The sequence below is a fragment of the Mucilaginibacter aquariorum genome, from assembly GCF_024498135.1.
Lineage (GTDB): Bacteria > Bacteroidota > Bacteroidia > Sphingobacteriales > Sphingobacteriaceae > Mucilaginibacter > Mucilaginibacter aquariorum.
Map to the genome: position 1 here is coordinate 543,232 of NZ_JANHOH010000002.1, position 26,396 is coordinate 569,627.

At 43.6% G+C, this 26,396-nt stretch carries 17 protein-coding genes and 1 tRNA gene; 12 read left to right on the plus strand and 6 right to left on the minus strand.

What is annotated here, in order from left to right:
• Nucleotides 1–29: 29 nt before the first annotated feature.
• The 7 genes from NPE20_RS13525 to NPE20_RS13555 all read left to right on the plus strand — a co-directional run bounded on the left by NPE20_RS13525 (nucleotide 30) and on the right by NPE20_RS13555 (nucleotide 11,122).
• Entirely contained in the window at nucleotides 30–2,351 is a 2,322-nt protein-coding gene (locus NPE20_RS13525; RefSeq protein ID WP_256539197.1) for a glycoside hydrolase family 65 protein, read from the plus strand.
• Nucleotides 2,352–4,061 (plus strand): alpha-amylase family glycosyl hydrolase, encoded by a 1,710-nt coding sequence (locus NPE20_RS13530; protein WP_256539198.1) that lies wholly within the window; start codon nucleotides 2,352–2,354, stop codon nucleotides 4,059–4,061.
• 193 nt (nucleotides 4,062–4,254) lie between these two features.
• Nucleotides 4,255–6,699 carry a glycoside hydrolase family 31 protein gene (locus tag NPE20_RS13535; RefSeq protein ID WP_256539487.1) on the plus strand — a complete coding sequence of 815 codons (2,445 nt, stop codon included), beginning with the start codon at nucleotides 4,255–4,257 and terminating at the stop codon, nucleotides 6,697–6,699.
• A 265-nt stretch (nucleotides 6,700–6,964) separates the two neighbouring features.
• Nucleotides 6,965–9,142 carry a 1,4-alpha-glucan branching protein GlgB gene (gene glgB, locus NPE20_RS13540; protein WP_256539199.1) on the plus strand — a complete coding sequence of 726 codons (2,178 nt, stop codon included), beginning with the start codon at nucleotides 6,965–6,967 and terminating at the stop codon, nucleotides 9,140–9,142.
• Nucleotide 9,143: 1 nt separating this feature from the next.
• Nucleotides 9,144–9,335, plus strand: coding sequence for a hypothetical protein (locus NPE20_RS13545; protein ID WP_256539200.1), 192 nt, complete (start codon nucleotides 9,144–9,146; stop codon nucleotides 9,333–9,335).
• Nucleotides 9,336–9,448: 113 nt separating this feature from the next.
• The gene (locus NPE20_RS13550; RefSeq protein ID WP_256539201.1) at nucleotides 9,449–10,348 is read left to right on the plus strand and encodes an AraC family transcriptional regulator; all 900 of its coding nucleotides are present in this window, start codon (nucleotides 9,449–9,451) and stop codon (nucleotides 10,346–10,348) included.
• A 51-nt stretch (nucleotides 10,349–10,399) separates the two neighbouring features.
• A complete protein-coding gene (locus NPE20_RS13555; protein ID WP_256539202.1) occupies nucleotides 10,400–11,122 on the plus strand; it encodes an SDR family oxidoreductase in 723 nt (240 codons plus the stop codon).
• A 391-nt stretch (nucleotides 11,123–11,513) separates the two neighbouring features.
• On the opposite strand, the gene NPE20_RS13560 is transcribed toward NPE20_RS13555, so the two are convergent.
• The 4 genes from NPE20_RS13560 to pfkA all read right to left on the minus strand — a co-directional run bounded on the left by NPE20_RS13560 (nucleotide 11,514) and on the right by pfkA (nucleotide 14,736).
• On the minus strand, nucleotides 11,514–11,783 hold the full coding sequence (locus tag NPE20_RS13560; protein ID WP_256539203.1) for a hypothetical protein: 270 nt from the start codon (nucleotides 11,781–11,783) through the stop codon (nucleotides 11,514–11,516).
• Between the two features lie 115 nt (nucleotides 11,784–11,898).
• Entirely contained in the window at nucleotides 11,899–12,894 is a 996-nt protein-coding gene (gene gap, locus NPE20_RS13565; RefSeq protein WP_256539204.1) for a type I glyceraldehyde-3-phosphate dehydrogenase, read from the minus strand.
• A 6-nt stretch (nucleotides 12,895–12,900) separates the two neighbouring features.
• A complete protein-coding gene (locus NPE20_RS13570; protein ID WP_256539205.1) occupies nucleotides 12,901–13,749 on the minus strand; it encodes a hypothetical protein in 849 nt (282 codons plus the stop codon).
• Nucleotides 13,750–14,736, minus strand: coding sequence for a 6-phosphofructokinase (gene pfkA, locus NPE20_RS13575; RefSeq protein WP_256539206.1), 987 nt, complete (start codon nucleotides 14,734–14,736; stop codon nucleotides 13,750–13,752).
• 129 nt (nucleotides 14,737–14,865) lie between these two features.
• Here pfkA and NPE20_RS13580 point away from each other — a divergent pair, with 129 nt between their 5' ends.
• The gene (locus NPE20_RS13580; protein ID WP_129875548.1) at nucleotides 14,866–15,561 is read left to right on the plus strand and encodes an NUDIX hydrolase; all 696 of its coding nucleotides are present in this window, start codon (nucleotides 14,866–14,868) and stop codon (nucleotides 15,559–15,561) included.
• Between the two features lie 121 nt (nucleotides 15,562–15,682).
• Here the strand turns inward: NPE20_RS13580 and NPE20_RS13585 are convergent, their stop codons facing one another.
• Nucleotides 15,683–16,543: an N-acetylglucosamine kinase gene (locus NPE20_RS13585; protein ID WP_256539207.1), complete on the minus strand. Its 861-nt coding sequence runs from the start codon at nucleotides 16,541–16,543 to the stop codon at nucleotides 15,683–15,685.
• 502 nt (nucleotides 16,544–17,045) lie between these two features.
• Here NPE20_RS13585 and NPE20_RS13590 point away from each other — a divergent pair.
• Both NPE20_RS13590 and NPE20_RS13595 read left to right on the plus strand, forming a co-directional pair.
• Nucleotides 17,046–17,119, plus strand: a tRNA-Arg gene (locus NPE20_RS13590).
• A 171-nt stretch (nucleotides 17,120–17,290) separates the two neighbouring features.
• Complete coding sequence (locus NPE20_RS13595) at nucleotides 17,291–18,547, plus strand: DUF4062 domain-containing protein (protein WP_256539208.1); 1,257 nt, start codon at nucleotides 17,291–17,293, stop codon at nucleotides 18,545–18,547.
• Nucleotides 18,548–18,800: 253 nt separating this feature from the next.
• Here NPE20_RS13595 and NPE20_RS13600 read toward each other — a convergent pair whose 3' ends face one another.
• Nucleotides 18,801–18,962: a hypothetical protein gene (locus tag NPE20_RS13600; protein WP_256539209.1), complete on the minus strand. Its 162-nt coding sequence runs from the start codon at nucleotides 18,960–18,962 to the stop codon at nucleotides 18,801–18,803.
• A gap of 119 nt (nucleotides 18,963–19,081) precedes the next feature.
• Here NPE20_RS13600 and NPE20_RS13605 point away from each other — a divergent pair, with 119 nt between their 5' ends.
• Nucleotides 19,082–19,423, plus strand: a complete 342-nt coding sequence (locus tag NPE20_RS13605) for a hypothetical protein (protein ID WP_256539210.1) — start codon at nucleotides 19,082–19,084, stop codon at nucleotides 19,421–19,423.
• A gap of 300 nt (nucleotides 19,424–19,723) precedes the next feature.
• The gene (locus NPE20_RS13610) at nucleotides 19,724–26,395 is read left to right on the plus strand and encodes a polyketide synthase (RefSeq protein ID WP_256539211.1); all 6,672 of its coding nucleotides are present in this window, start codon (nucleotides 19,724–19,726) and stop codon (nucleotides 26,393–26,395) included.
• Nucleotide 26,396: the final 1 nt, after the last annotated feature.

Genomic DNA, 26,396 nt, shown 5'->3' on the forward strand with positions numbered 1-26,396 from the left:
ATTGTAGGCTGGTACTGTATCCATAAAGCATGAAAGAATATTTTAAGGTTGACGAGTGGAAGATCATAGAAGAGGGTTTCGATCCACATTACAACATGGTTGCCGAAAGCGTTTTTAGTTTGGGCAACGGCCGTATGGGGCAGCGCGCCAACTTCGAGGAAGCGTACAGCGGGGAAACCTTGCAGGGCAACTATGTGGCCGGTGTTTATTATCCCGATAAAACCCGTGTAGGCTGGTGGAAGAACGGTTATCCCGAATATTTCGCCAAAGTTTTAAATGCTGCCAATTGGATTGGTATCGACATATGGGTAGACGATGAACAACTCGATTTGGCCAAATGTGATGTGCTGAGTTTTCGTCGCGAGTTGAATATGAAGGAAGGTTACCTGCAAAGGAATTTCCGCGCTAAAACAGCATCAGGAAAAGAAGTTGAGGTAGAAGCTATCCGTTTTTGCAGTATGGTTGATGACGAGGCCGGCGTAATAAAGTATAGCATTACCCCGATAAATTTTGAGAGTGAAATAACCATAACCCCATTCATCGATGGCGACATCATGAACAAAGATTCTAACTACGATGAGAAGTTTTGGGATGAGGTAAGCAAAGCAATTGATGCAGATAACGGCTATGTGCAATTGCGCACTAAAAAAACAGGTTTCGAGGTAGCTACCGCGATGAAATTCACCATTGAACAAGATGGCAAACCACTGGAGACAAAATCAAACCCCATCCAAAAGAAAAAATATATAGCAGCTGAAATTAAATTGCAGGCTAAGCAGGGGCAAGATATTACGCTTACCAAATATGCGGTGAATGTGTCCTCGCAAAATTATTCCGCTGCTGACCTAGTAGCGCGCTCGACGGATGTGCTTGCTACCATCAGTGCCAAAGGTTTTGATACGATGCTTGCCGAGCAAGCCGCTGCCTGGGCCGAAAAATGGAAACATAACGATATTATTATTGAGGGCGACGCTGCCGCTCAGCAGGGTATTCGTTTCAATATATTCCAGTTGAATCAAACTTATACAGGTGAGGACGACCGCCTGAACATTGGTCCTAAAGGTTTTACAGGCGAAAAATATGGTGGATCTACCTATTGGGATACAGAGGCATATTGTGTGCCTTTTTACCTGGCTACCGCCGAACAAAAGGTAGCCCGTAACCTGCTTTTATACCGCTACAAACAATTGGGTAAGGCGATAGATAACGCCAAACTTTTAGGTTTTAAAGATGGCGCGGCATTGTACCCCATGGTTACTATGGATGGCACCGAATGCCATAACGAATGGGAGATAACCTTCGAGGAGATTCATCGTAATGGAGCAATTGGTTTCGCGATATTTAATTATGTACGCTATACCGGGGATGAAGCTTACCTGACTGATTACGGTCTCGAAGTGCTTATAGCTATTTCTCGTTTTTGGGCGCAGCGGATCACCTGGTCGGCCGAGCGGCAACAATATGTTATGCTGGGCGTTACCGGGCCAAACGAATACGAAAACAACGTTAACAACAATTGGTACACCAGCACCATTGCGGTTTGGTGTTTAAAATATACGCTTGAGGTTATCGGAAAAATGAAACAAGCTAATCAGCCTAAATACAACGACCTCACTGTTAAAATAACCTTCAAAGAAGAGCAGGAGTGCGAAAGATTCGCGGATATCATTGGCAAGATGTATTTCCCTCACGACGATAGACTGCAGATCTTTTTACAACAGGATGGCTACCTGGATAAAGAACAGATCCTGGTAAAAGACCTGCCCGCATCCGAGCGCCCGCTGGTGCAAAAATGGAGCTGGGACAGGATCCTTAGATCCGTTTACATTAAACAGGCTGATGTGTTACAGGGACTATATTTTTTTGAGGATAACTACGATATAGATACCATCCGCAGGAATTACGATTTTTATGAACCGAGGACGGTGCATGAGTCATCGCTCTCGCCCTGCGTACACGCTATATTAGCCGCTAAGCTGGGCGATATCGACCGGGCCTACCAGTTTTACCTGCGCACGTCAAGATTGGATATAGACGATTATAACAACGATACCGAGGATGGCTGCCACATCACCTCAATGGCCGGTACGTGGATGAGTGTAGTGGAAGGTTTTGGCGGTATGCGGGTTAAGGATGGCGTGCTGTCGTTCAATCCACTGTTACCTCATCAATGGCGGGCGTTCTCTTTCCAGGTTGGGTTTAGAGGGGCGTTGCTGAATGTAAGGGTGAGTGGGGATGGGGTTTCTATTAAAAATACATCGGCACAAAATATTGCCGTAAAGGTTTACGATGCCAGCCATGCAATTAATGCCGGTTCCGAAGCACTTATTAAATCAAATTCTGCAAGCTAAATGCCCAATCATAAATTAACTATATACCAGTTGCTGCCGCGATTATTCGGCAATAAAAATACCACCAATAAGTTTTACGGTTCGGTTGAAGAGAACGGCGTTGGTAAACTAAACGATATTACCGATAAAGCCCTTGCCGGGATCAAAACAATGGGTTTTAGTCACGTTTGGTATACGGGTGTTATTGAGCACGCCACCATGACGGATCACTCCGCTTATGGCATCAAAACCGATGATCCGGATGTGGTGAAAGGTCGCGCCGGTTCACCTTACGCCATAAAAGATTATTATGATATAGCGCCCGATCTGGCTGTTGACGTTCCTACTAGGCTGAACGAATTTCAGGACCTGGTAGCCCGTACGCATCAAAACGGGTTAAAAGTGATCATTGATTTTGTACCCAACCACGTGGCCCGTACCTACGCCTCGGATGCCCGCCCGCAGGGTGCACGCGATTTTGGTGAGGACGATGATAAAACGCAGAACTTCTCCCAGCAGAATGATTTTTACTATATCCCCCGTCAGCCATTTGTAGTGCCGGGCGGTTACAACCCGGGTGGCGATGAATTTACCTCGCCGTTAAAAGATGGCAAATTTGACGAGTTCCCGGCTAAGGCAACAGGTAACGATGTGTTTAGCCCCGCGCCATCCATAAACGACTGGTTCGAAACCATTAAGCTAAACTATGGCGTTTACTATCTGGATGGTAAAAAAACTTACTTTGGCCATGTGCCGCCACTTTGGTATAAAATGCACCATATCTTAACTTATTGGGCCGAAATGGGTGTAGATGGTTTCCGTTGCGATATGATAGAGATGGTACCGGTTGAATTTTGGGCATGGATAATCCCTAAGCTTAAAGTTACCTATCCCGATTTGATATTTATTGGTGAAGCTTACGATAAAGACCAGTATTACAATTATATTCACAATGGCGGGTTCGATTACCTGTACGATAAGGTGGGCCTTTACGATGCCATCCGAAGGCTAACCTGTAACGAGCCGGGCGCATCCACCTGGGAAATAAACGCGGTTTGGAACTATCAATGCAAAGGTATTGACCAGCACATGCTGCGTTTTATGGAAAACCATGACGAACAACGCATTGCCAGTCGTTTTTTTGCAGGCGATGCTAATTTGGCCATCCCGGGTATGATAGTGAGCGCTACTTTGGCCACCGGCCCGGTAATGATCTATTCGGGGCAGGAAGTAGGCGAACCAGCAGAAGGCGCATCTGGCTTTAGCGGTGACGACGGACGTACCACCATTTTTGACTACTGGGGAGTTCCGGCCCATCAGCAATGGATGAACAATGGCAAATTTGATGGCGCCAACCTTTCATCGGCACAAAAAGAACTACGAGGTTTTTACAGCAAACTATTAAACATTGTAAAAGACAGCGAAGCGCTAAGCACCGGCGGGTTTTACGAACTGATGATAGCCAATGAGCACCAACCCGGTTTTGATACCATGTTATATATTTACATGCGCTATACACAGCAGCAAAAGGTATTGGTAATTACTAACTTTAACCGTACAGAACGTGCCATTAATATTAAAATACCTGTGGAACTACTTACACAGTTTGGCTTAACCGGAGAAGCGATCTTTACAGATTTGTTAACCGGGACTACTTTTAGCACAGCCGATATAAGCGCCGGTATACCTGTTATAGTGGGCGGCAGCACCGGTTTATTGCTAAATTTGTAATTCTGACTCAAAATCCAACTTTGGGGATAAATTGGCCTAATTATAGCTTGAAAATTCAGGAAATAATCGTTTATTAGCTGTTACGAAAAAATTAGCTGATATAATTGTTATGCTTATTAGCTTTTGCTGTAAGGCATATTGAATTTGAATTTTAAAAATGGCAGAAAATATACCTGACCCCAACCTGGAACTGATGACAGCTAAATTGCTGCTAGTGGAGGATATGATTGTTGAGGATGAAGAATTTCACCACTTAAATAACCCCGCTGATGGCATAAAACCCATCGTGAAAAAATACCTGGGCACGCCCAACCACGCAGAACAATTAGGAAATAAAATATTTTTTACTGATGGCGATGCCAAAGTAGAGGTACTAATAGTTACTAACGAAATAATACGCGTACGTTTAGCACCGCATAGCGTTTTCCTTGAAGAGTTCTCTTACGCGGTGCCCGAGTTGCCCGAAACATCTGTTGAGTTTACTTTGCTGGAAAATGAGCAGGAGTTTCGTGTAACCACACCCGCTATAAACTGCCATATACGCAAACAGGATTTCTTTATCTCCTTTTCGGATAAGAACGATCACGTTACCAGTTCTGACGCGGTGCCGATGCACTGGGAAGAGAATACGCAATTTGGCGGATACTACGTATTTTGTACCAAAACCTGCGAAGAGCAGGAGAGTTTCTTTGGATTGGGCGATAAGGCCACCGAATTTAACCTGCGTGGCAAACGCCTAAAAAACTGGAATACCGATGCCTATTCTTTCGGGTATAACCAGGATCCGCTTTACCGCTCTATTCCGTTTTACATTAGCGTAAGCGATGGCATTGCCCACGGGATCTTCTTTGATAATACCTTTAAAGCACATTTCGACTTTGGCGGTGAAGACCCTACCAAAACCAGTTTCTGGGCAGATGGCGGCGAACTGCAATACTATTACATCCACGGGCCGCATATGATGGATGTGGTGAAAAACTACCATCTTTTAACCGGTACACACCCTATGCCGCCACTTTGGGCGCTGGGTTATCACCAATGCCGCTGGAGCTATTATCCCGAAAATAAAGTAAGGGTTATAGCCAATGGTTTCCGCCAAAACCGGATCCCGTGCGATGGTATTTACCTTGATATCGACTACATGGACGGCTACCGCTGCTTTACGTGGAGCCCAAAATACTTCCCTAACCCTAAAAAAATGATAGCCGATTTGGCTGCCAATGGGTTTAAAACCGTAGTGATAATTGACCCGGGTATCCGTGTGGATGATAACTATTCGGTTTTTAAAGAGGGTAAAGAGAAAAAATATTTCTGTCGCCGTTGCGATGATTACTTTATGGAAGGCCACGTTTGGCCGGGCCGTTGCCAGTTCCCTGATTTTACTAACCCTGAAGTGCGCGCCTGGTGGGGTGACCTGTTCGACGATTTGGTTGAAACAGGCGTTGCCGGTGTTTGGAACGATATGAATGAGCCCGCTGTTTTCGGTTCGGGTACCTTCCCTGATGATGTACGCCACCAATACGATGGGTACCGTGGGTCGCACCGTAAAGCGCACAACGTTTACGGTATGCAAATGGTACGTGCTACTTATGAAGGTTTGCGCAAGCAAATGAAAAACAAGCGCCCGTTCACAATTACCCGTGCAGGATATTCTGGCGTGCAGCGTTACTCATCTGTTTGGACGGGCGATAACGTGGCATCATGGGAGCATTTAAAATTGGGTAACATCCAGTTGCAAAGGCTTTCGGTTTCCGGCATATCTTTCTGCGGAACAGATATTGGCGGTTTTAGCGGCGAGCCGGACGGTGAGCTGTTTACCCGCTGGATCCAGATGGGGGCTTTCTCGCCGTTTATGCGTGCGCACTCTGCCGGTGATACCAAAGAGCGCGAACCATGGAGCTTTGGCGAACCATATACAGCTATTAACCGTAAATTTATTGAGCTGCGTTACCGCTTAATTCCATACCTGTATTCGGCGTTTTGGGAGCATCACCGTTATGGTTTCCCTATCCTGAGACCGGTTGTAATGCACGAGCAGGAAGAGGTTTCTAACCATTTCCGCCAGGATGAATTTACCTACGGCGATAAAATACTGATCTGCCCGGTGTTGGAGCCGGGTCAAAAAAGCCGGAGCGTGTATCTGCCTAAAGGCAAATGGTTTAATTTCTGGACACTGGAAATGGTAGATGGTGGTAAAGAGGTAGTTGTACCCACCCCGCTTGATATTATGCCGATATTTGTAAAAGCCGGTTCGGTTATCCCGGAATACCCGGTTATGCAATACACAGGCGAGAAGGAAATTGAAGAGGTAAAACTGAACATCTACTACAGCGATTACGAAGTAAACTCGTTCCTGTTTGAAGATTACGGTGAAACTTTTGCCTACGAGCAGGATATTTATCTGGAGAAAAAGTTTGTGGTAAAAGGAACGGCCGATAAGCTAACCATACAGCAAAGCATGGAAGGTTTGTACACTCCACGCTACGAAGGTTATCACATAAAACTAAATGGGTTGCCGTTTAAACCAACAAAAATTGTTGCTGATGGCAAGGAGATAGCAACCATCAGTTCCAACTCCGATAAAACCTACGAATTTAAGTTTAGTAAGAATTTTAAGAAGATAGAGATATTTAAATAGGCGCAATAGCGCGTTTTTGTTAACCACAGAGGACACAGAGTTTTTACACAGAGGATACGGAGATTTTCGCATCCTCGATAAAACTTTGTATACTTTGTGGTTTTTTTTGTGTGTGCCTCTTTGGTTAAAGCTTCAATATTCCCTTCTTTTATTTTAATTAATAAACATCTGCTGCTATTGTATGTTCAATAATTATATATTTGATACATCAGGAGCATATATCCTGCAAACCAATTAACCCTACGCATACCAACGGCTGCTTACTATGGCAAAGAAAACTTTAAACCCCGATACATCACTACCGGAATCGAAACCTATTAAGGCGAAAAAAGAAACTAAGCCTAAAGCCGCAGCCAAGGAGACCTGGCCGGAATCTGAAGAGGTATCGGTTTCAAAAAAAGCCGCTCCTAAAAAAGCGTCGGAAGAAAAACCTGCAGCCAAAAAAACGACGGCTGCTTCCAAATCAAAACCACTTGAAATTATAGCGAATAACGAATTGAAGGCAGTTGAGCCATACAGTCGTTTTACCGATTTTGATATCGACCTGTTTAAGTCCGGCAAACACTTTAAGTTGTACGAAAAGCTTGGTTCGCATGTGGTGGAGCATAAGGGTGTGGTAGGTACTTACTTTGCTGTTTGGGCGCCAAACGCCCAGTACGTGGCAGTGATAGGGAACTTTAATGGTTGGAACCGTGGTTCGCACTCGTTAAATTACCGTTGGGATGCCTCCGGTATCTGGGAAGGCTTTATCCCCAATATCGGCGTTGGCGAAACTTATAAATATTTTATAAAATCATCTACAGGTGAAGACCTGGAGAAAAGCGACCCATTTGCTTTGCGTTGGGAACTGCCTCCGCGTACAGCATCTATAGTTGCTGATACCTTTTACGAGTGGGATGATAAGCAATGGATGGCCGACCGCCATCAGTATAACGCTTTAGATAAACCATACTCGGTTTACGAAATGCATTTGGGCTCGTGGGCACGTAGCCCCGAAAGTCCGGAAGAGTTTTTAAGTTACAGGCAACTGGCCGAAACATTGGTGCCTTATGTAAAGGAAATGGGCTTTACGCACGTAGAGTTTATGCCGTTGATGGAACACCCTTATTATCCAAGCTGGGGTTACCAGATAACCGGGTTCTTCGCGGCATCGTGCCGTTACGGTACGCCGCAGGACCTGATGTATCTGATAGAACAGTTCCACAAAGAGGGGATAGGAGTGATATTGGATTGGGTACCTTCGCATTTCCCGGGCGATGCGCACGGGCTTTACAATTTTGACGGTACGCACCTTTATGAGCATGCCGATGTTCGCAAAGGCTTTCATCCCGATTGGAAATCGTACATATTTAACTACGACCGTAACGAAGTGCGCGCGTTTTTAATAAGCAACGCCCTGTTTTGGTTAGAAAGATTTCACATAGATGGTTTACGTGTAGATGCCGTGGCTTCTATGCTCTACCTGGATTATTCGCGTAACCACGGCGAGTGGGAGCCAAACGTTTTTGGCGGTAACGAAAACCTGGAAGCTATATCTTTCCTGAAAGAATTTAACGCCACCGTTTACAGTAACTTCCCGGATGTGCAAACCATTGCAGAAGAATCTACCTCATTTACAGGGGTGAGCAGGCCGGTGTATACGGGTGGCCTTGGCTTTGGCATGAAATGGATGATGGGCTGGATGCATGACACGCTTGATTATTTCTCGCATGATCCTATTCATCGTAAGTATCACCAAAACCAGCTAACCTTTAGCATGGTATACGCCTTTACCGAAAACTTTATGCTGCCTTTCTCGCACGATGAGGTAGTTTATGGCAAAGGCTCTATGTTAGGCAAAATGCCTGGGGATGATTGGCAAAAGTTTGCCAACCTGCGTTTGATGTATAGCTTTATGTTCACCCATCCGGGTACAAAACTATTGTTCATGGGTGGTGAATTTGGCCAAAGCGGCGAATGGGATTTCCAAAAATCGTTAGACTGGCACTTGTTGCAATATGATAGCCATAACGGGATAAAAGAGGCCGTTAAAGCTATTAATAAGCTATACAGATCTGAACCTGCGTTATACGAGAAAGCTTTTGACTGGACTGGTTTTGAATGGATAGATGCCAGCAATATGGACGACTCTGTAATCGTTTATACCCGTAAAGGTATCGACAGGGAAAACGACCTGGTAATTGTATTGAATATGACACCTGTAACGCATCATAACTATCGTATTGGTGTACCATCTGCAGGCCAATGGCGGGAAATATTTAACTCGGACAGTGAAAAGTTCTGGGGCAGCGGAGTGATCAACTTTGATCCAATCGCAACAGAAGAAACCAGCTGGCACGGAAAAGATAATTCGTTAAGTATTGCCGCACCACCATTAGGCGCGGCCATATTTAAGAAAGTATCCGGCAAAGCCGAAACAAAAAAAACAAAAAGCAGTAAATAATATGAGCGGTAAGTTTTTTTATTTGTACCTGGTAGGGGGCACTGTTGCACTGGCATTGCTGGTATATAGTATTATAGCCGCTTACCCCGAAGTTAACAGCAGCGGTGCGTTTTTTTACGTGATACCAACCCTGTTGCTTTATTACATGGCCTATAAAACCTGGCATGTTAAGAATGATAGCGAGCTGATGTAGAATAGATTTGTCATGCTAAGCGATAGCGAAGCATCTAATCGCCGACAAGCATGTTGTACATTAGATCCTTCGCTATCGCTCAGGATGACAAACGTAATTAATACCTTTGCATCATGTCGGTTTTAATAGCGCCCGAAAAAAATATCATCCCCAGTTACCCTTTAGTGACCATAAATGGCGGTAATCTCGCTATGATAGAAGTGCATGAAGCTAATGGCGTTGATATCATTATCGAAGATGCATTTCTGCTCCCTCACCGAAAAGATTATTACTTTTTCGCATTTGTTGAGCAAGGCGGCAGCCGCCATTGGATAGATTTTGTGCCCTATACTGTAAAGCCTGGGCATTTCTATTTTACCGTGCCACAGCAGGTGCATTTGAAGGAAGAAACCAAGCCCGTGAAAGGTTTTGTGGCCGGCTTTACGGAAGAATTTTTACTGCTGGAAGAGAACCGCATGCTTCGCCAGTTACCCATAATACAAAACCCGGCAGGTGCACATGAATTGATATTGAGCGATGACGATATTAGCTACATCGCAGATGTAATGCACAAAATGACCGCCGAGTTTAACACAGGCGGCAGCTGGCAAAATCAAATGCTTACTTCATGGCTGCGTGTGTTGGTGATATACCTTAGCCGGTTGTATACCGAACAATTTGGCGAGAGCAAAATAACCCAGAACCATTGCCTGCTAAAAAGCTTTCAGGAACTGATAGGCAAGCATCACACCGAACTGCATGATGTGGCCGCTTATGCCAACTTGTTGAATATATCGCCTGGTTATTTGAATGATGTGGTGAAACAGCAAAGCGGTAAAACGGCCATCAACCATATTCATAACCGTTTGGTGGTAGAGGCAAAACGTAAACTATTACATACCGACTTATCTGTTAAGCAAATTGCCGATGAACTTGGTTTTGAAGATGCGGCTTACTTTAACCGTTTCTTTAAACGCCTTACAGAGAGTACCCCAATCGCATTCCGTCAACAAATCCGTGAAATGTACAGTTAATGCCCTGCTATGTGCAGTGGTATTGTATTTGTAGCGCTGTAGTTTTGCTTTATGGAAAAACAGACAGTATTAATAACCGGCGCCAATAAAGGTATTGGCCTGGAAACCGCCCGCCAACTGGCAAATGCAGGCTATCATATTTACTTAGGTTGCCGAGATAAGGAACGGGGCTATGAGGCGGTAGAGCTACTGCACAGCGAAGGTTTGAATGATGTTGAACTGGTATTGATAGATGTTACCAGCGAAGAATCTGTACAACAGGCGTATAACGAGCTGGCTAAACGTATCAACTATTTAGATGTACTGATCAACAACGCAGGTATCCCCGGTGATTTCCCTCAGCCTGCCTCTAACACCCCTGATAAAACCTTTAAGGATGTTTTTGAAGTGAACTTTTTTAGCGTAGCGCGTGTAGTAAGGATCTTTGTACCGCTAATGCAAAATGCACCAAACCCAAGGATAGTAAATGTAACATCAGACCTTGGCTCGCTTACATTACACAGCGACCCTACCTGGAGGCATTACGACGTTAAAACCGCGGCTTACGGCCCATCAAAAAGCGCTTTAAATGCTTACACCATCGCTTTGGCTTACGAGTTGAAAAATTTTAGAGTAAATGCTGTAAACCCGGGTTATACTGCTACCGACTTTAACAACAACCAGGGCTATAAAACGGTAGAAGAGGGTGCTGCCCCAATTGTAGAAAACGCGATGATCGATAAAGATGGCCCAACCGGGAAGTATTTTAGCGATTATGGTGTTACGCCATGGTAAACAAATAAACTTGTCATGCTGAACGTAGTGAAGCATCTATTCACCGACATGCAATCGTTATTCACAGTTTGTTAATAGATCCTTCGCTACGCTCAGGATGACAGGGTCTATAATGAATCCTCTTCCAAAATCCTTTTTGTTTCTTCCAGTTTATCCATTTCTTCTTTTGGTAAGCTGGTAAGGTAGTTTGTCATCCTGAGTTTGTCGAAGGATTATACGCGAGGCAGATTCGCTAATGGTTCGACAAGCTCACCATGACATCCTAAAATTTTCCGTGTCATGAGGTAAAGTTTATTCCTTCTCCAAAATCCTGAATGTTTTAGTCGCCGTCTCAGAAAATCAGATTACTTATTGCGGTGTTGCAACCGGCATTAAAATCAAAAATAGAACGTTATCTGCCTAAATAAGCTTCATCAATAGCCTGCCCTAAGTTGTTGATATCAGCCTCAGTTAAGGTAACCTTGCTATCCCCAACTATTTGCCACTTGCCGTTTTCATGTTTTAAGGTAAAGTCTGGTTCACTTCCGGTTCCTTCAAATTCTCCACCATCAAAAAAGTCGGCCAGGTTTAAAGTGCAGTCAAAGCTATTGGCCATTAATGTTTTTACGGTGACATCTGTAGGGACACCACCCATTTTAAATTGTGTTTTAAATGTTTCCATATTAAATAAATACGGCACAAATAATAATGTTTTAAAAAAGTACAGCATTAACCACGCATAAAACAAAAAAAGCCCCGCGATAATCGCAGGGCTTTAATATTAGGGTTAGCTAAACTTACAGTTTGCCAATTTCCTGAACAAGGTCGATCAGTTTGTTTGAGTAACCCCACTCGTTATCGTACCAAGATACAACTTTAACAAAATTGTCATTTAAAGCGATACCAGCTTTTGCATCAAAAATTGATGTGCGTGCATCACCTTTAAAATCTTCAGATACAACTTCATCTTCGGTGTAACCTAAAATACCTTTAAGTTCGCCTTCAGATGCTTCTTTCATAGCGGCTTTAATACCTTCGTATGAAGTTGGAGTTTTTAAACGTACAACTAAGTCAACAACAGAAACGTCGGCAACCGGAACACGGAACGACATACCTGTTAATTTACCTTTTAACTGAGGAAGAACTAAACCAACCGCTTTAGCAGCACCTGTTGATGAAGGGATGATGTTTTGATAAGCACCACGGCCACCTCTCCAGTCTTTTGCAGACGGGCCATCAACTGTTTTTTGAGTGGCTGTTACCGCGTGTACAGTAGTCATTAAACCTTCTTCAATACCAAATTTATCATCTAATACCTTAGCAATAGGCGCTAAACAATTGGTAGTACATGATGCATTTGAAACGATAGTTTGTTCTGCTTTAAGCAGTTTGTGGTTTACACCCATTACAAAAGTAGGGGTATCATCCTTTGCAGGAGCGCTCATTACCACTTTTTTAGCGCCGGCATCAATATGTTTTTGTGCAGTATCTAAGGTTAAGAACAAACCTGTAGACTCAATAATAACTTCTGCACCTACTTCATTCCATTTAAGGTTTGCAGGGTCTTTTTCAGCAGTTACACGGATGGTTTTACCGTTAACTACCAAATGGCCACCTTCTACAGCAATTGTGCCTTTGAACTGACCGTGAGTTGAATCATATTTTAACATGTAAGCCATATAATCTGGCTCAACAAGGTCATTAATACCTACAACTTCAACATCTGGTCTTTCAATTGCGGCCCTAAAAGCTAAGCGACCGATACGGCCGAAGCCGTTGATTCCTATTTTCATGATTTTCTAATTTTTGTTTGAATAATACGTCAATAAATGGTTTATGGGTTCTTTTATAATATCTGCTATCTTAATTTCGGTACCCTGTGCAGCCTCATACAGGTATTCCTGAAAGTTGGCCGCTACCGTGCCCGCAAAATGTACTGATGCTTCCGGGTGCTGTTTATGCAGAGGTACCAGGTAAGTATCTATCAGTTTGCTAAAGCCGGTTGTGATAATGTTTTTAAGGTAGGTGTCTTGTTTGTTCTCCAGGTAAAAATCGCTGAACGAGCTAAGGAACAACGCAGGTTGTTTTTGCCGATAAACCTTCTCCAGCAAGGTTTTACGGTCGGCATCATACCGTTGTATAAACTTCTTGCGGATGTTAGCCGGTAACGTTTCGTTCATAAAGCCTTTTATGAGTTGCCTGCCCAGCCAGTTGCCAGATCCTTCATCTGCCAATATATAACCCAAACCGTAATTGTTTGGTTTTACCTTTTTTCCATCGTACCAGGCGGCGTTACTTCCGCTTCCGCAGATGCTTACTATGCCCGGTGTATTACGGCAGCAGGCAATGGCAGCGGCATCAATATCATGCGCTATGTTTATTTTAGCAAATTTAAAAAATGCCGCGAAAGCATTATATACAACTTGCTTAAGCTCGTCTGAGGATGCACCCGCACCAAAAAAATAAATTCGTTTTATTCCTTCGGCGTGGTGGATAAGGTTAATGTTTTTGTTGAACAGTTGTATGATGTATTTTTCATCGTTAAAATAGGGATTAATAGCATTGGTGTTGAACGAGGCAACCGTTCGTCCCTTATCGGCTAATCGCCAGCCGGCATTGTTTGATCCACTATAAACAACTGCAATCATTTAAATTGATAATATATCTGCCATCTGCATCAGGTCTTCTTCAAGTTTAAACTGATGCTGGGTTAGCGCCTCTTCAAGGCTTGTTAATTTTATGTGGTTAGCTTCAAGCCCAACCATCATTTGTGTGTTGCCTTTTATCATGGCATTAACAGCGGCATAGCCTAAACGGCTGCCCAAAATCCTGTCAAATGCCGATGGGCTACCGCCACGTTGCAAGTGGCCTAATATAGTAACTTTTATATCGTAAAACTTAACCTCTTTTCTAACAACTTCGGCAAGGTCATAAGCGCCACCGCTTTTATCCCCCTCGGCCACAATTACAATACTCGATGATTTTTTATTGTACTGGCCTGCTTTAAGGTTCTCTATCAGGTTATCAATAGCAGTGTCGCGTTCTGGTAGCAGAATAGCTTCGGCGCCGCAGGATATACCCGCCCGCAGGGCAATAGCGCCCGAATCGCGGCCCATCACTTCGATAAAGAATAAGCGGTCGTGTGCATCGGCAGTATCGCGTATTTTATCAATAGCCTCAATCACAGTATTAGTGGCCGTATCAAATCCTAAAGTATAGGTAGAGCCGTAAAGGTCGTTATCAATAGTGCCGGGTACGCCTATTACAGCTATATCCGGATATTTTCTTGAAAAGCGTAACGCACCGGTAAAAGTACCGTCACCACCAATAACCACAATGCCATCAATACCGGCAGCTTTAAGATTCTGGTAGGCCAGTTCCATTCCTTCTTCTGTACGGAAGGGCAGGCACCTGGCGGTTTTTAAAATGGTGCCACCAAGATTTAAGATATTACTCACCGAGCGGGTGTTCATATCGTACATGTTATTGTCGATAAGCCCTTGGTAACCCTGGCGAACACCTGCAACCTGCAGGCCATTATAGATAGCGGTACGTACTACAGCCCTTATACATGGGTTCATGCCCGGGGCATCACCACCTGAAGTAAGAACTGCTATTTTTGAAATTTTATGCATCTTTACACAAGTAAATTTGTAGCTGCGAATATAGTGTGTCAAATTTACACCATTAAATTTATTTATATATTTTTACATTAAAAATTAAGGATATATATTTAGACACAATTAACCTAACAGATTAATCCCTTGGAAGTAAAGTTACCTACATTTAACTCAGTTTTTTCTATAGACTGTGTCATATTTGGTTTTGAAGCCGGAGAACTTAAAATATTACTTATAGAACGTAATGAGGAGCCTTTTAAGGATTGGCTTGCCTTACCGGGATATATTGTTGAACAGGATGAGAGCATTGATGATGCTGCCGAGCGTATTTTATATGAGCTTACCGGCCTGCGCGACCTGCATATGCAGCAGTTTCACACCTTTGGCGAAGTTAACCGCCACCCGCAGGGGCGCGTAATAACCGTTGCTTACTATGCGCTGATACGTATAAACGGGCAAAAAGAAGTGAAGCCGGTAACGCAGTATGCTAAAAACGCGTTTTGGCACCCGGTAAACGATCTGCCTAAACTGGCATTTGACCACAGCGAAATATTTGAGACCGGATTTAACAAGATCCGCCGCAGGCTAAACTATCAGCCTATAGCTTTTGAATTACTGCCAGAGAAATTTACGCTTACACAATTACAATCGTTATACGAAGCGGTGCTAAACAAAAAGCTGGATAAACGTAACTTCCGCAAAAAAATGCTGAGCTATGGCTTTTTAAAGGAGCTGGACGAAAAACAAAAAGGGGTATCGTATCGTGCAGCCAAGCTGTACAAGTTTGATCGCCGCAAATACACCAAAATCTTTCAGAACGATCTGAACCTGGACAAGTAGTTTGCAGTGGGCGGTTTGCAGTTAGCAGCCCGCTTCTTAAAATATATAAACAAGAAAGCCGGTAAGTTACTTACCGGCTTTCTTTATGTTTTGCTAACTGCAAACTAACAACTGCCAACTGTTACAACTGGCTTGGCGCTAATTCTAAGTGGTATTTAACCAGGTTATCTATAGGCGAGCGGATAATGTTACCAACGGTCATGCCGTTTTCGGTACAAACCTCTTCCAGTACATTACGGAAGTTATAACCTACAGATCCGATACAGTTAAAAGTATATTTCTGATAGTCGGGGTAGTGTGTAACCAGGTTACGGAAAAAATCTTCAAAAGAAGTACGCACCAGGTTGCGCGAATATTCAATGTTTACAATGTTATCATAAACAAACTTGCTGAAGCTTGCGCAAAAGCGGTTAGCCCTTGGCTGTGTGTAAACAATTTCGTTTATATCATCAGGCGTAAGCTTAAAGGTTTCCCAAAAGTTTTTGCGTACAGCCTCTGGCATGTAGCCGCGTAAATAATCAACCAGTAACTTTTTACCAATATGGCAGCCGCTACCTTCATCGCCCAGTATGTAAGCACCCGAATCAATGTTGTTGATAACCTCGCGGCCATTGTATAAACATGTGTTGGTGCCGGTACCTAAAATGGCTGCAAAGCCTTCGTTGTTACCTAACAGGGCACGCGCTGCAGCAAGCAGATCGTGGCCAATATAAATTCTCGATTTTGTAAAAACTGCCTGCATGGCATCCTCAACAATCTTTCGCATTTCAGGAGTTGAACAGCCTGCGCCGTAATAGTTAACTTCTGTAATTTTATCCTTTTCCAGGTCGGTAGGCAGGCTTTCCTTTAACGATTGAATGATGTAATCAGTGCTTGAAAAATAAGGATTATAGCCTTCAGTGTTAAAATACACCTTTTTACCATCTTCGGTAACTAAACACCAGTTTGTTTTGGTGGAGCCACCGTCAGCAATTATGATCATAAAATAAGTTTTTAAAAAAAAATTGGGTTAAAAGTATGATTAACTTATTGTAAAAAAAACACTTCTTAGTTTTAAAAAGTAAAAAAGCAATATTAAACAAGTCAAAACCTTGTTTTTATATATAGATTTCAACTTTTTTATGCTAAAATAAAATTTAGCCAAAAGGTGTAATTAATAAGTTTTTCAAAAAAATAATATCTGTCTGTTGTACATGTAAAGCACTATTTTAATTGATAGTGCCGGTTTATAATCAGATACAATTATATGTAAATTTTAACAAAAATTTATTGATGGTGTTTTTTGTAGCGCTAAATATATTTGCGGGCAATAAATGCTGTTTAGAAAGCGCAATTGCAATCCATCATTGGCAGCCGGCCAGTTTCTTATCCGCTTTAATAAATTAAGACCTTTTAAGAATAAAAAATGTAATTTCAGTTTAATACGATAGCTATTGCCTGTTTCATCCAAAATTCGCATATTTGCACCGCGAAAAAATCGCGATGGTCCCATAGCTCAGCTGGATAGAGCAACTGATTTCTAATCAGTAGGTCTCAGGTTCGAATCCTGATGGGATCACGAGCAAAGCTCTTCTAAGTAATTAGAGGGGCTTTTTTTATGGTTTGTGCGAAATTACTGCGCCTATTATTTTGGATTACTTCCATCGGTTCTTAGCCTCATCCATCAAGAATTGCGATATTCCACTTAATCCGGTAGCTTTGCCGTTGCCAATTTTAATACCTAACATGTATGGATCAATCAAGTGAATATCACTTCCCAATATTTATTAGTTCGACAGATTATAATTTGAAAGATTTACGTGCCGAACTCGCTCGATTTTTAAGTGAGCTCGGATATCGCCCAATACTAAGCTCTGCCGAAGGATTTCCAGACAGTTCCCCCAATCTTGAACCATGGGAATCTTGTATCCCGGTGCTTGAACAATCATTTGTAATGGTTTTAGTGATTGATGGTAGATATGGCACTGCTTTAGATTGGAAGAATAGCCACACATGCCTTCAAGAGAAGAATATTTCTCCTACCCACGGAGAGTATATTTATGCGCACCACTCACGGAAAAGAATGCTGGTCTTTATTCGAGATGAAGTGATGACCTATTATCAGTCCTATCGTACTGCTTTTAAAAAGTGTGGAAAGGATTTTGAGAAAACGAAGGAGGTTATGGAACAAACATTGCCGGAATACATTGACTTTGAGACCTTGCAGTTCGTACACCAAGTCAAGACAACAAAACCTATCCCATGGATAAAGGAATTTAAAGATATCACCGAAATTAAGAAAGAGGTGCAAAAGAAAATGCTTAATGAACTTGCAGAGTTGTTTTTGATCAAAAACGCCCGCTTAGAAACCGTTGTCAGTTCCTTCGACAAGGTAATGCATACACTTTCCATAGATGAACAAAGGAACGTTTTAAACCGAATAGGTGCTACTAAACAATTGATAGGTACCGTGGAGGAAATCGCAACTTATGAAAAAGAACTGCAAGAAAAAACAGAAGCGCTAAGCAAAATAGAAGGCCAAAATAAACAGGACAAGGATAAGTACGAAAAATCGATCATCGATCTTAAACAAAAAATTAAAAAGCTGGAGGCAAAAAGCCAAGAGTCATCGGATGATAGTTACTATATCAGAAATGGAAGCGTGCAGGTCAATCCCAATTACGTTCCGCCCGTTAGTGGTTATTCAGGCATAACAGGCAGTACAATAAATGTTGGAGGGACGGGTGCCTATACGTTGTACGGCGCTACTCCAACACCACGCTGTAACAAATGCCAAATGCCTCAAATGGCAAATGTTGGTCTGATTTATGGTCATTCATTGCGCAAATGTCCTAAATGTGAAAGAATGTTGTGCAACTCGTGTTGGCCGAGTAATAGCTTTGCTTTAAACATTGCAGCTATAACATCGCCTGTATTACTAACGGATAGACTTGAATCAGCCAAGCCCAAAGAGGAAGTTTGTCCAGAATGTGTAAGAAACAATTGATAAACTATTTGTAAAGATATTAGATATTAAATGTCGCTACTCTTAAATAAACGACATCTAATATCATAAAAAGCACATTATAGCACAGGTTGCTTTCGTTTTCGATTTACAATTATACTAAATGACCTTGGTTCGAACCTTTCTCGTGCTTGTCTGTGACGAGTGTGTAATATGGCTTAGCATTTGCAGTGCGATTATAGAACCCAACTGTCACAAGTATGGAGCCAAGGATGACATGCCCTCAACCCTTGCTTTATTCATCTTCCTCAGGCGGGATCTCATCAGGTAATTCATCAGGATTTTCCTGTGGTACTTCGGGTACCTTGGGGTCGATAGGCTGCTCTATTTCGGGCTTGTCTTCTTTTACAGGCATTTCCTCCGGTTCGTTGGGTATGGTCTGGTGCTTCTTGCTCATGCGTAAATAACATAGCGGCTAATCAGATTGTTTTTTATGCATTAATTAAGCAGCTTCAAACAGGAAGATAAAGCAAACATTAAATTTTCTGTTTTGTAATAATTAATATATCTTAAGGCATGAAAAAACTACTACTTCTTTTCATCATATCGGGTGCTTTTACACTTAAAGCATCGGCACAAACCTTTAATGCCGAAGAGTTTAAAAGCAACCTCGGTAAAACCAGTACCCTTTGCGATGTAGTATCTTCCGTAAAGATCTTTAGTGATACGCTTACCCTGATAAATATGGGTGGTAATTATCCAAACCAAAAGTACACCATAGCCGTAAAAGGAAATAAAATAACGCTGGATTGGGCTAATTTAAAAGGGAAAAATATATGCGTTACCGGTGTGTTCGAAATGCACAAAAATCGTCCTGAAATTGTGGCGGCACAACCCGACCAGATAGTAATTAAGTAGCAAATGGGTAATTTGCCCCATCAACATTAGCTATAGCGTAATCCAGGCTTTATATATAAAATAACTATAACTTCATTTTGATGGAATTTAGTTGCTTTAGCGGGACGTGTGTTAACCCATAGTTATGCAATTGAGGGTTCTATGAACAAATAAAAAAAATCATTTAAATGAAAATTAAATGATTTTTTTTGACTTTTCCTTACAAGTCCATAAGGTTTAATTTTATAACTTATACCCGATTTTTAAACTTGCGCAGCAACTATAAAGGTTAGGTGAAACCTAATCTACTTTTTTAGCTTAATGGACATTCTTACCGATAATAAGTATAATAATATTGTAACTGATGATGTGCTTATTCAGCACTTGTTTGAACAGCAATCGCAGCAATACCCGGCGGTTACAGCAGTACAGTTTGGCGATAATAAAATTACCTACGCCGAACTAAACGCCAAAGCTGATGAATTGGCCAAAGTTATCTTGTCAGTTTCTCCGGACTCGCTTGTTATTGGTGTAAGTGCCACGCGTTCTATAGAGACCATTATTAGCCTGTTTGCTATTTTAAAAGCAGGCAAGGCTTATCTGCCTCTCGATCCAACCTTCCCGGCTGAACGCCTGCGGGATATTGTTGCCGATTGTGGTATGGATACTATTTTGGCGCCTGAAAAAGACAGGTCGATTTTTGAGCCGATAATTAAAAATGTTATTGTTTCTGATAAGCCGGTAAATTCGCCTGCATCTGTGGGCGACTGGGCTAAAACTAAAGTGGCCTATATCATTTACACATCCGGCTCCACAGGTAAGCCTAAAGGGGTTTGCGTTGGGCACGAGGGTGTGGTTAACTTAGTAAACTGGCATAAACGTATCTCGCCTTATTTGGGTGTGGGTCACAAAACACTGCAATTTTCTCCGCTGGTATTTGACGTTTCGGTAATGGAGATCTTTTGTACGCTGTGCATAGGCGGTACCTTGGTTTTGGTAGATGAGGAAACCCGCATAGACCCATTAAAACTTTTGCGTTATGTAGACGGGCAAAAGGTAAATCGTATAAGCGTTTCTTTTGTAGCCCTGCAATATTTTACCGAAGCTGCCGATGCCGAGCAGTATTTCCCGCAATCGCTGCAGGAAGTAATAAGCGCGGGCGAGCAGCTAAAGATCACGCCGCAAGTATCAAGATTTTTTAAGGCCTTGCCGGGATGTGTATTTTACAACATGTATGGCCCAACAGAAGCCACCGTTTTCGCTACAGCCCTAAAAATGGAAGGCCCCGCCGAAAACTGGCCTTTATTGCCAACCATTGGTAGTGCAATGGATAACGTAACTATTCATGTACTGGATGAACAGCTCAACGAGGTTGTCAAAGGCGAACAAGGCGAGCTTTGCATCAGCGGCATAAACCTGGCTTATGGTTATTTGAACCGCCCCGACCTGACCGACGAGAAATTCATCAACTGGACAGATGCTGCAGGCAAACCAACCCGCATTTATCGCAGCGGTGATCTGGGCAGATGCCTGCCTGATGGTAATATAGAATACCTTGGCCGCCTGGATATGCAGGTCAAAATTCGTGGTAACCGGGTAGAAATTGGCGAGATAGAAGTATTACTAAATCAACTGGAAGGGATCCAGCAATCTGTAGTAGTAGCCCGCGAGGATGTGCCGGGGCAAAAACGTTTGGTGGCTTATCTGGTATCATCAGGTGCAAAAAAGGACATTGCCTTTCTTCGCGATAGCATAGAACAAAAACTGCCCGACTATATGATGCCCTCGGCATTTGTTTGGGTAGATGGCTTTGCCAAAACAACCAGTGGTAAGATAGACCGAAACGCCCTGCCTGCCCCGGATCTGCAAAGGCCCGAACTTTCTGTACTCTACAAAGCCCCCATAACCCCTGCCGAAAAGCATGTCGCTGCCTTATGGGCCGAATTGCTGCAGTTGAATAAGGTGGGTATTTACGATAACTTTTTTGAGCTGGGTGGTAACTCCATATTGGCCCTTAAAACTGTCGCGGGCTTAAAAAAGCTGCATAATTATACCCTGCCAATAACCAAGCTATACCAGTACCCAACAGTTAACGGTATAGCCGCTTACATTGGAGGCGACAAAATAGTAGCCAAAGTAATGGCTAACAAACCCAAAAAAGATAAAAGCAACAACGATATAGCCGTAGTAGGTATGGCCGGCCGTTTTCCCGGCGCCAATAATATTTATGAGCTTTGGAAGGTGCTGACCGAAGGGCGGGAAACCATCTCTTTTTTTACTGATGATGAGCTCGATCCAAACATTCCGTTTGGTATTCGCAATGCGCCAAACTATGTTAAGGCACGTGGTATAGTAGAAGATGCGGAAGGTTTTGACGCGACGTTTTTCGGTATAAGCCCCAAGGTGGCCGAACTGATGGATCCGCAGCACCGGGTGTTCCTTGAACTGGCCTGGGAAGCTTTAGAAACCAGCGGGCATTTGCCGGCTAAATATTCAGGATCGGTAGGGGTGTTTGCAGGCACAGGCAACAATACATACTATACCAACAACGTACTTTCCAACACCGAAAAGATAGAGAATGTTGGCAGTTTCCTGGTATCAACCATAAACGAAAAAGATTACATAGCCACCCGCACCGCTTACGAACTTAACCTGAATGGCCCGGCAGTGAGTGTGCATGCGGCATGCTCTACCTCATTATTAGCCATTGCACAAGCTGCAGATAGCATCCGTAACGGCCAATGTAATGTGGCGCTGGCGGGTGGTGCATCTATCAGTTCGCCAATAAAAAGCGGGCACTTGTACCAGCAGGGCACTATGCTTAGCGCCGATGGACATTGCCGGTCGTTTGATGCGGAAAGCGACGGTACAGTATTCAGCGATGGCGCGGGTGTTGTGGTACTAAAAAGCCTTGAAGAAGCCGAGCGCGACGGCGATACCATTTATGCTGTTTTAAAAGGCGTTGGCTTAAATAACGATGGCGGCGGCAAAGGCAGTTTTACCGCGCCAAGCGCAACCGGACAGGCAGGGGCCATTGCAATGGCTATTGCCGACGCGGATATCGACCCATCGACAATCACCTATGTGGAAGCCCATGGCACAGCCACATCGTTAGGCGACCCGATAGAAATTGAAGGATTGAACCTTGCCTTTGGCAAACAGGATAAAAACCAGTATTGCGCCATTGGGTCTATAAAAAGTAATATGGGCCATTTGGTGGCCGCGGCAGGTGTGGCTGGTTTCATTAAAACTACTCTGGCATTGTTCCATAAACAGATCCCGGCTACGCTACACTTTACCAAAGCCAACCCGAACATTCATTTTGAGGATAGTCCATTTTACGTAAACACCAGGCTTACTAACTGGGAAAGCGAAGGTAAACGCAGGGCAGGAGTAAGCTCATTTGGGGTAGGTGGTACAAACGTGCATACCATACTGGAAGAGTATTACAGGGAGGAACAGTCGGTAGTTGAGAGCCGCCCGGTACAATTGATCAGCTGGTCGGCTAAAACGGCAACCAGCGCGTCTCAATGGGCCGATAGGTTATTCCACTATATACAGAAGAACCCGGAAGCACAGATAGCAGATATTGCCCACAACCTGCATACTACCCGTGTAGATTTCAAGGAAAGAAATTTTATATTGGCTACCAATAGGGAAGACCTGCTGGATAAGCTGACTAAGTTTAAGCGTGATCCATCCAACTCAAAAATGCTCAAAGAAAAGGCTACCGAAATAGTATTCATGTTCCCCGGGCAGGGTGCGCAATACCTGAACATGGGCCGCGAGCTTTATGAGCAGGAACCCGTTTTTGGCGATGCGGTAAATGAGTGCGTTCGCCTTTTGGAAGGTACAGGTCACCAGGATATTCTCGATATTATTTATGCCGATGATTCAGCAGAAGCCAACGATAAACTAAAAAATACTTTCTATACCCAACCAGCAATCTTCATTACCTCTTATGCTATGGCTAAGCTGTGGATAAGCTGGGGCGTCGAGCCATCGGTATTTACAGGACATAGTATTGGCGAATTTGTGGCCGCGCATTTTGCCGGGATATTCAGCCTGCCGGATGCCCTGAAACTAATTACTGAACGTTCCAGGCTGGTGAGTGAAGCAGCTGAAGGCGATATGTTATCGGTACGTATTAATGCAGCCGAGTTAGAAAAGATCTTACCGGATAACCTTTCCATTGCAGTTATCAACAGCAATAAACTTTCTGTTGTGGCCGGCGAAAAAGATGCTGTGGCCGCCTTTGCAAAAACACTGGAAGAAAAAGGCATCCCCGGGAGATTGTTGCAAACCAGCCATGCTTTCCATTCGGCCATGATGGATGGCATTGTGGCGCCATTTGAGGCGATTGTTAAATCGGTGAAACTAAACGCGCCGGTTAAACCCGTTGTATCTACCGCCACAGGTAAATGGCTAAGCGAAGCCGAAGCTACCGACCCTGCATACTGGGCAGCGCACCTTCGTAAAACAGTCCGCTTTGCTGATGCTATTGATACATTAACGGAAGATAGCGGCCGCTTATTCTTAGAGGTTGGCCCCGGCCGTACGCTGGCTACGCTGACCGCGCAGCAAACGGCAAATAACCCTGCCGCTACTGTTGCCGGTATCGAAATGACTAACGATCAGCCCGAGTATCAATCAGTAATAAAAGCCCTTGGTCAGTTATGGCTAAACGGCGTGGAGCCGGATTGGAATGCGTTTTATACAGACCGACGTAAAAAACTAAGGCTGCCATCTTATGCCTTCGACCATAAAAAATATTGGGTTGAACCTGTTGCACTTAATCAAGCAGGGGTAGTGAACTATCAGCCGGAAGAAATATTACCTAATACACCACAAACCCTTACACAAGAAAATATTGTCCAAAATAATATAATGAGAAAAGATTTGCTGGCGGATAAACTGCATGAAATTTTCGAAGATACGTCGGGTATCGAAATAGATAAAACATCTGCAGATCTGAGCTTTCCCGAGATTGGTTTTGATTCGTTATTACTAACGCAAATTGCCACCAATCTTAAAAAAACGTTCAATATACCTATCACCTTCAGGAAACTGTTTGAAGAATATAATTCTATCAATCTGTTAGCCAATTTTCTGGATAAGAACCTGCCTGCGGGCCAGTTTGAACCAGCAGCTGCGCAACAGCCCGTTTATCAATCGGCTACAGCTCAGCGTTCGGTACAAATACCAAACATGCAATTTGCGTCAAACGGCAGCAGCGATGCGGCATTGAATATCATTTCGCAACAGTTGCAACTCCTGGCAAGCCAGATCGCTCATTTACAGGGTGGTGCACCGCAGCCCTACACCAATGGTGCAGCATATCCACAATTAAATGGCAAACAGGCATCCCCGGTAATACCAAACCACGAGTCGGATATTTCTCCGGAAGAGATGGTAGAGATTAAAAAACCGTTTGGCGCTACCGCCCGCATAGAAAAGGTGGTACGGGGGCTGGACGATAAGCAAATGGCTTTCCTTGCCAACCTTACCCAAAAATACAACGCTAAAACCCAAAAAAGCAAAGAACAAACCCAGCAGCATCGTGCCTATATGGCCGACCCGCGCGTGGTGAGCGGCTTTAGGCCATTAACCAAAGAGGTGGTTTATCCCATAGTTATCAATAGATCAAAAGGCAGCCGCCTTTGGGATGTTGATGGTAATGAATATATAGACGCGTTAAACGGCTTCGGTTCTAATATGTTAGGTTATCAGCCCGATATTTTGAAGGAGGCTATAAAAGCACAAATTGACCTGGGTTATGAGATTGGCCCGCAGCACGAACTGGCCGGCGAGGTTTGCAAAATGATGTGCGAGTTTACCAATTTTGACCGTGCCGGTTTGTGTAATACAGGCTCGGAAGCGGTATTGGGCGCTATGCGCATAGCAAGGACGGTAACCGGCCGGGCGCTCATTGTCGCCTTTAGCGGCTCGTATCACGGCATTATGGACGAGGTAATTGTTCGTGGTACCAAAAAATTGAAGACTGTTCCTGCCGCATCAGGCATTTTGCCCGATAACGTGCAAAATATGCTGATCCTGGATTATGGTACCGATGAATCCCTGCGTATTATCAAAGAACGTGCGGACGAAATAGCGGCTGTATTGGTAGAGCCGGTACAAAGCCGCAGGCCGGAATTTCAGCCAATAGATTTCCTTAAAGAACTAAGAGCGGTTACCGCAGATGCCAAAATAGCTTTGGTGTTTGATGAAGTGATAAGTGGTTTCCGGTTCCACCCGGGCGGGGCGCAGGCGCTGTTTGGCGTTAAGGCTGATATTGGTACCTATGGTAAAGTTATTGGTGGTGGAATGCCTGTTGGCGCCATTTGCGGTATAGCCGAATATATGGACGCGCTTGATGGTGGTTACTGGGAGTTTGGTGATGATTCGGTGCCGGAAGTAGGGGTAACCTATTTCGCCGGAACGTTTGTGCGCCATCCTCTTGCCCTTGCCGCCACAAAAGCCTCCTTGCAATACATGAAAGACCGCGGCCCGGCCTTGCAGGAAAAACTAACAGGTTTGGCTACCCGCTTAAAAGATGGCATGGATGCTATCTGTAAAAAGGAGACCCTGCCATTAACGGTGGTAGGTTACGGCTCGTTATGGCGTTTAAAGTTTTTGCAAGATATCCCTTACAGCGAATTACTGTTTACGCTGATGCGTTTAAAGGGTATTCATATTCTGGATGGCTTCCCTTGTTTTATGACGGATGCGCATACCGAAGAGGACGTGGGTACCATGATCTCGAAATTTAACGAGAGCATTGCCGAAATGATAGAAGCAGGTTTTTTTAAAGCGCAAGCTAACCCGCCTGTTATTTCTTTGGCTACGCCGACTGCCCCGGCAATAATAAATGCGGACAAGCCGCCTATAGAAGGTGCTAAGCTTGGTCGTGATAAAGATGGCAACCCTGCATGGTTTATAAAAGATGAAAACAGCCCGGGCAGGTATTTACAATTTAATTTAAACGGCAAGTAAA

Excerpts from the sequence above, each read along its gene's own strand:
- NPE20_RS13525 (WP_256539197.1), top strand. The coding sequence starts at position 30 with ATGAAAGAATATTTTAAGGTTGACGAGTGGAAGATCATAGAAGAGGGT.
- NPE20_RS13530 (WP_256539198.1), top strand. The coding sequence starts at position 2,352 with ATGCCCAATCATAAATTAACTATATACCAGTTGCTGCCGCGATTATTC.
- NPE20_RS13535 (WP_256539487.1), top strand. The coding sequence starts at position 4,255 with ATGACAGCTAAATTGCTGCTAGTGGAGGATATGATTGTTGAGGATGAA.
- glgB (WP_256539199.1), top strand. The coding sequence starts at position 6,965 with ATGGCAAAGAAAACTTTAAACCCCGATACATCACTACCGGAATCGAAA.
- NPE20_RS13545 (WP_256539200.1), top strand. The coding sequence starts at position 9,144 with ATGAGCGGTAAGTTTTTTTATTTGTACCTGGTAGGGGGCACTGTTGCA.
- NPE20_RS13550 (WP_256539201.1), top strand. The coding sequence starts at position 9,449 with ATGTCGGTTTTAATAGCGCCCGAAAAAAATATCATCCCCAGTTACCCT.
- NPE20_RS13555 (WP_256539202.1), top strand. The coding sequence starts at position 10,400 with ATGGAAAAACAGACAGTATTAATAACCGGCGCCAATAAAGGTATTGGC.
- NPE20_RS13560 (WP_256539203.1), bottom strand. The coding sequence starts at position 11,783 with ATGGAAACATTTAAAACACAATTTAAAATGGGTGGTGTCCCTACAGAT.
- gap (WP_256539204.1), bottom strand. The coding sequence starts at position 12,894 with ATGAAAATAGGAATCAACGGCTTCGGCCGTATCGGTCGCTTAGCTTTT.
- NPE20_RS13570 (WP_256539205.1), bottom strand. The coding sequence starts at position 13,749 with ATGATTGCAGTTGTTTATAGTGGATCAAACAATGCCGGCTGGCGATTA.
- pfkA (WP_256539206.1), bottom strand. The coding sequence starts at position 14,736 with ATGCATAAAATTTCAAAAATAGCAGTTCTTACTTCAGGTGGTGATGCC.
- NPE20_RS13585 (WP_256539207.1), bottom strand. The coding sequence starts at position 16,543 with ATGATCATAATTGCTGACGGTGGCTCCACCAAAACAAACTGGTGTTTA.
- NPE20_RS13595 (WP_256539208.1), top strand. The coding sequence starts at position 17,291 with ATGGATCAATCAAGTGAATATCACTTCCCAATATTTATTAGTTCGACA.
- NPE20_RS13600 (WP_256539209.1), bottom strand. The coding sequence starts at position 18,962 with ATGAGCAAGAAGCACCAGACCATACCCAACGAACCGGAGGAAATGCCT.
- NPE20_RS13605 (WP_256539210.1), top strand. The coding sequence starts at position 19,082 with ATGAAAAAACTACTACTTCTTTTCATCATATCGGGTGCTTTTACACTT.
- NPE20_RS13610 (WP_256539211.1), top strand. The coding sequence starts at position 19,724 with ATGGACATTCTTACCGATAATAAGTATAATAATATTGTAACTGATGAT.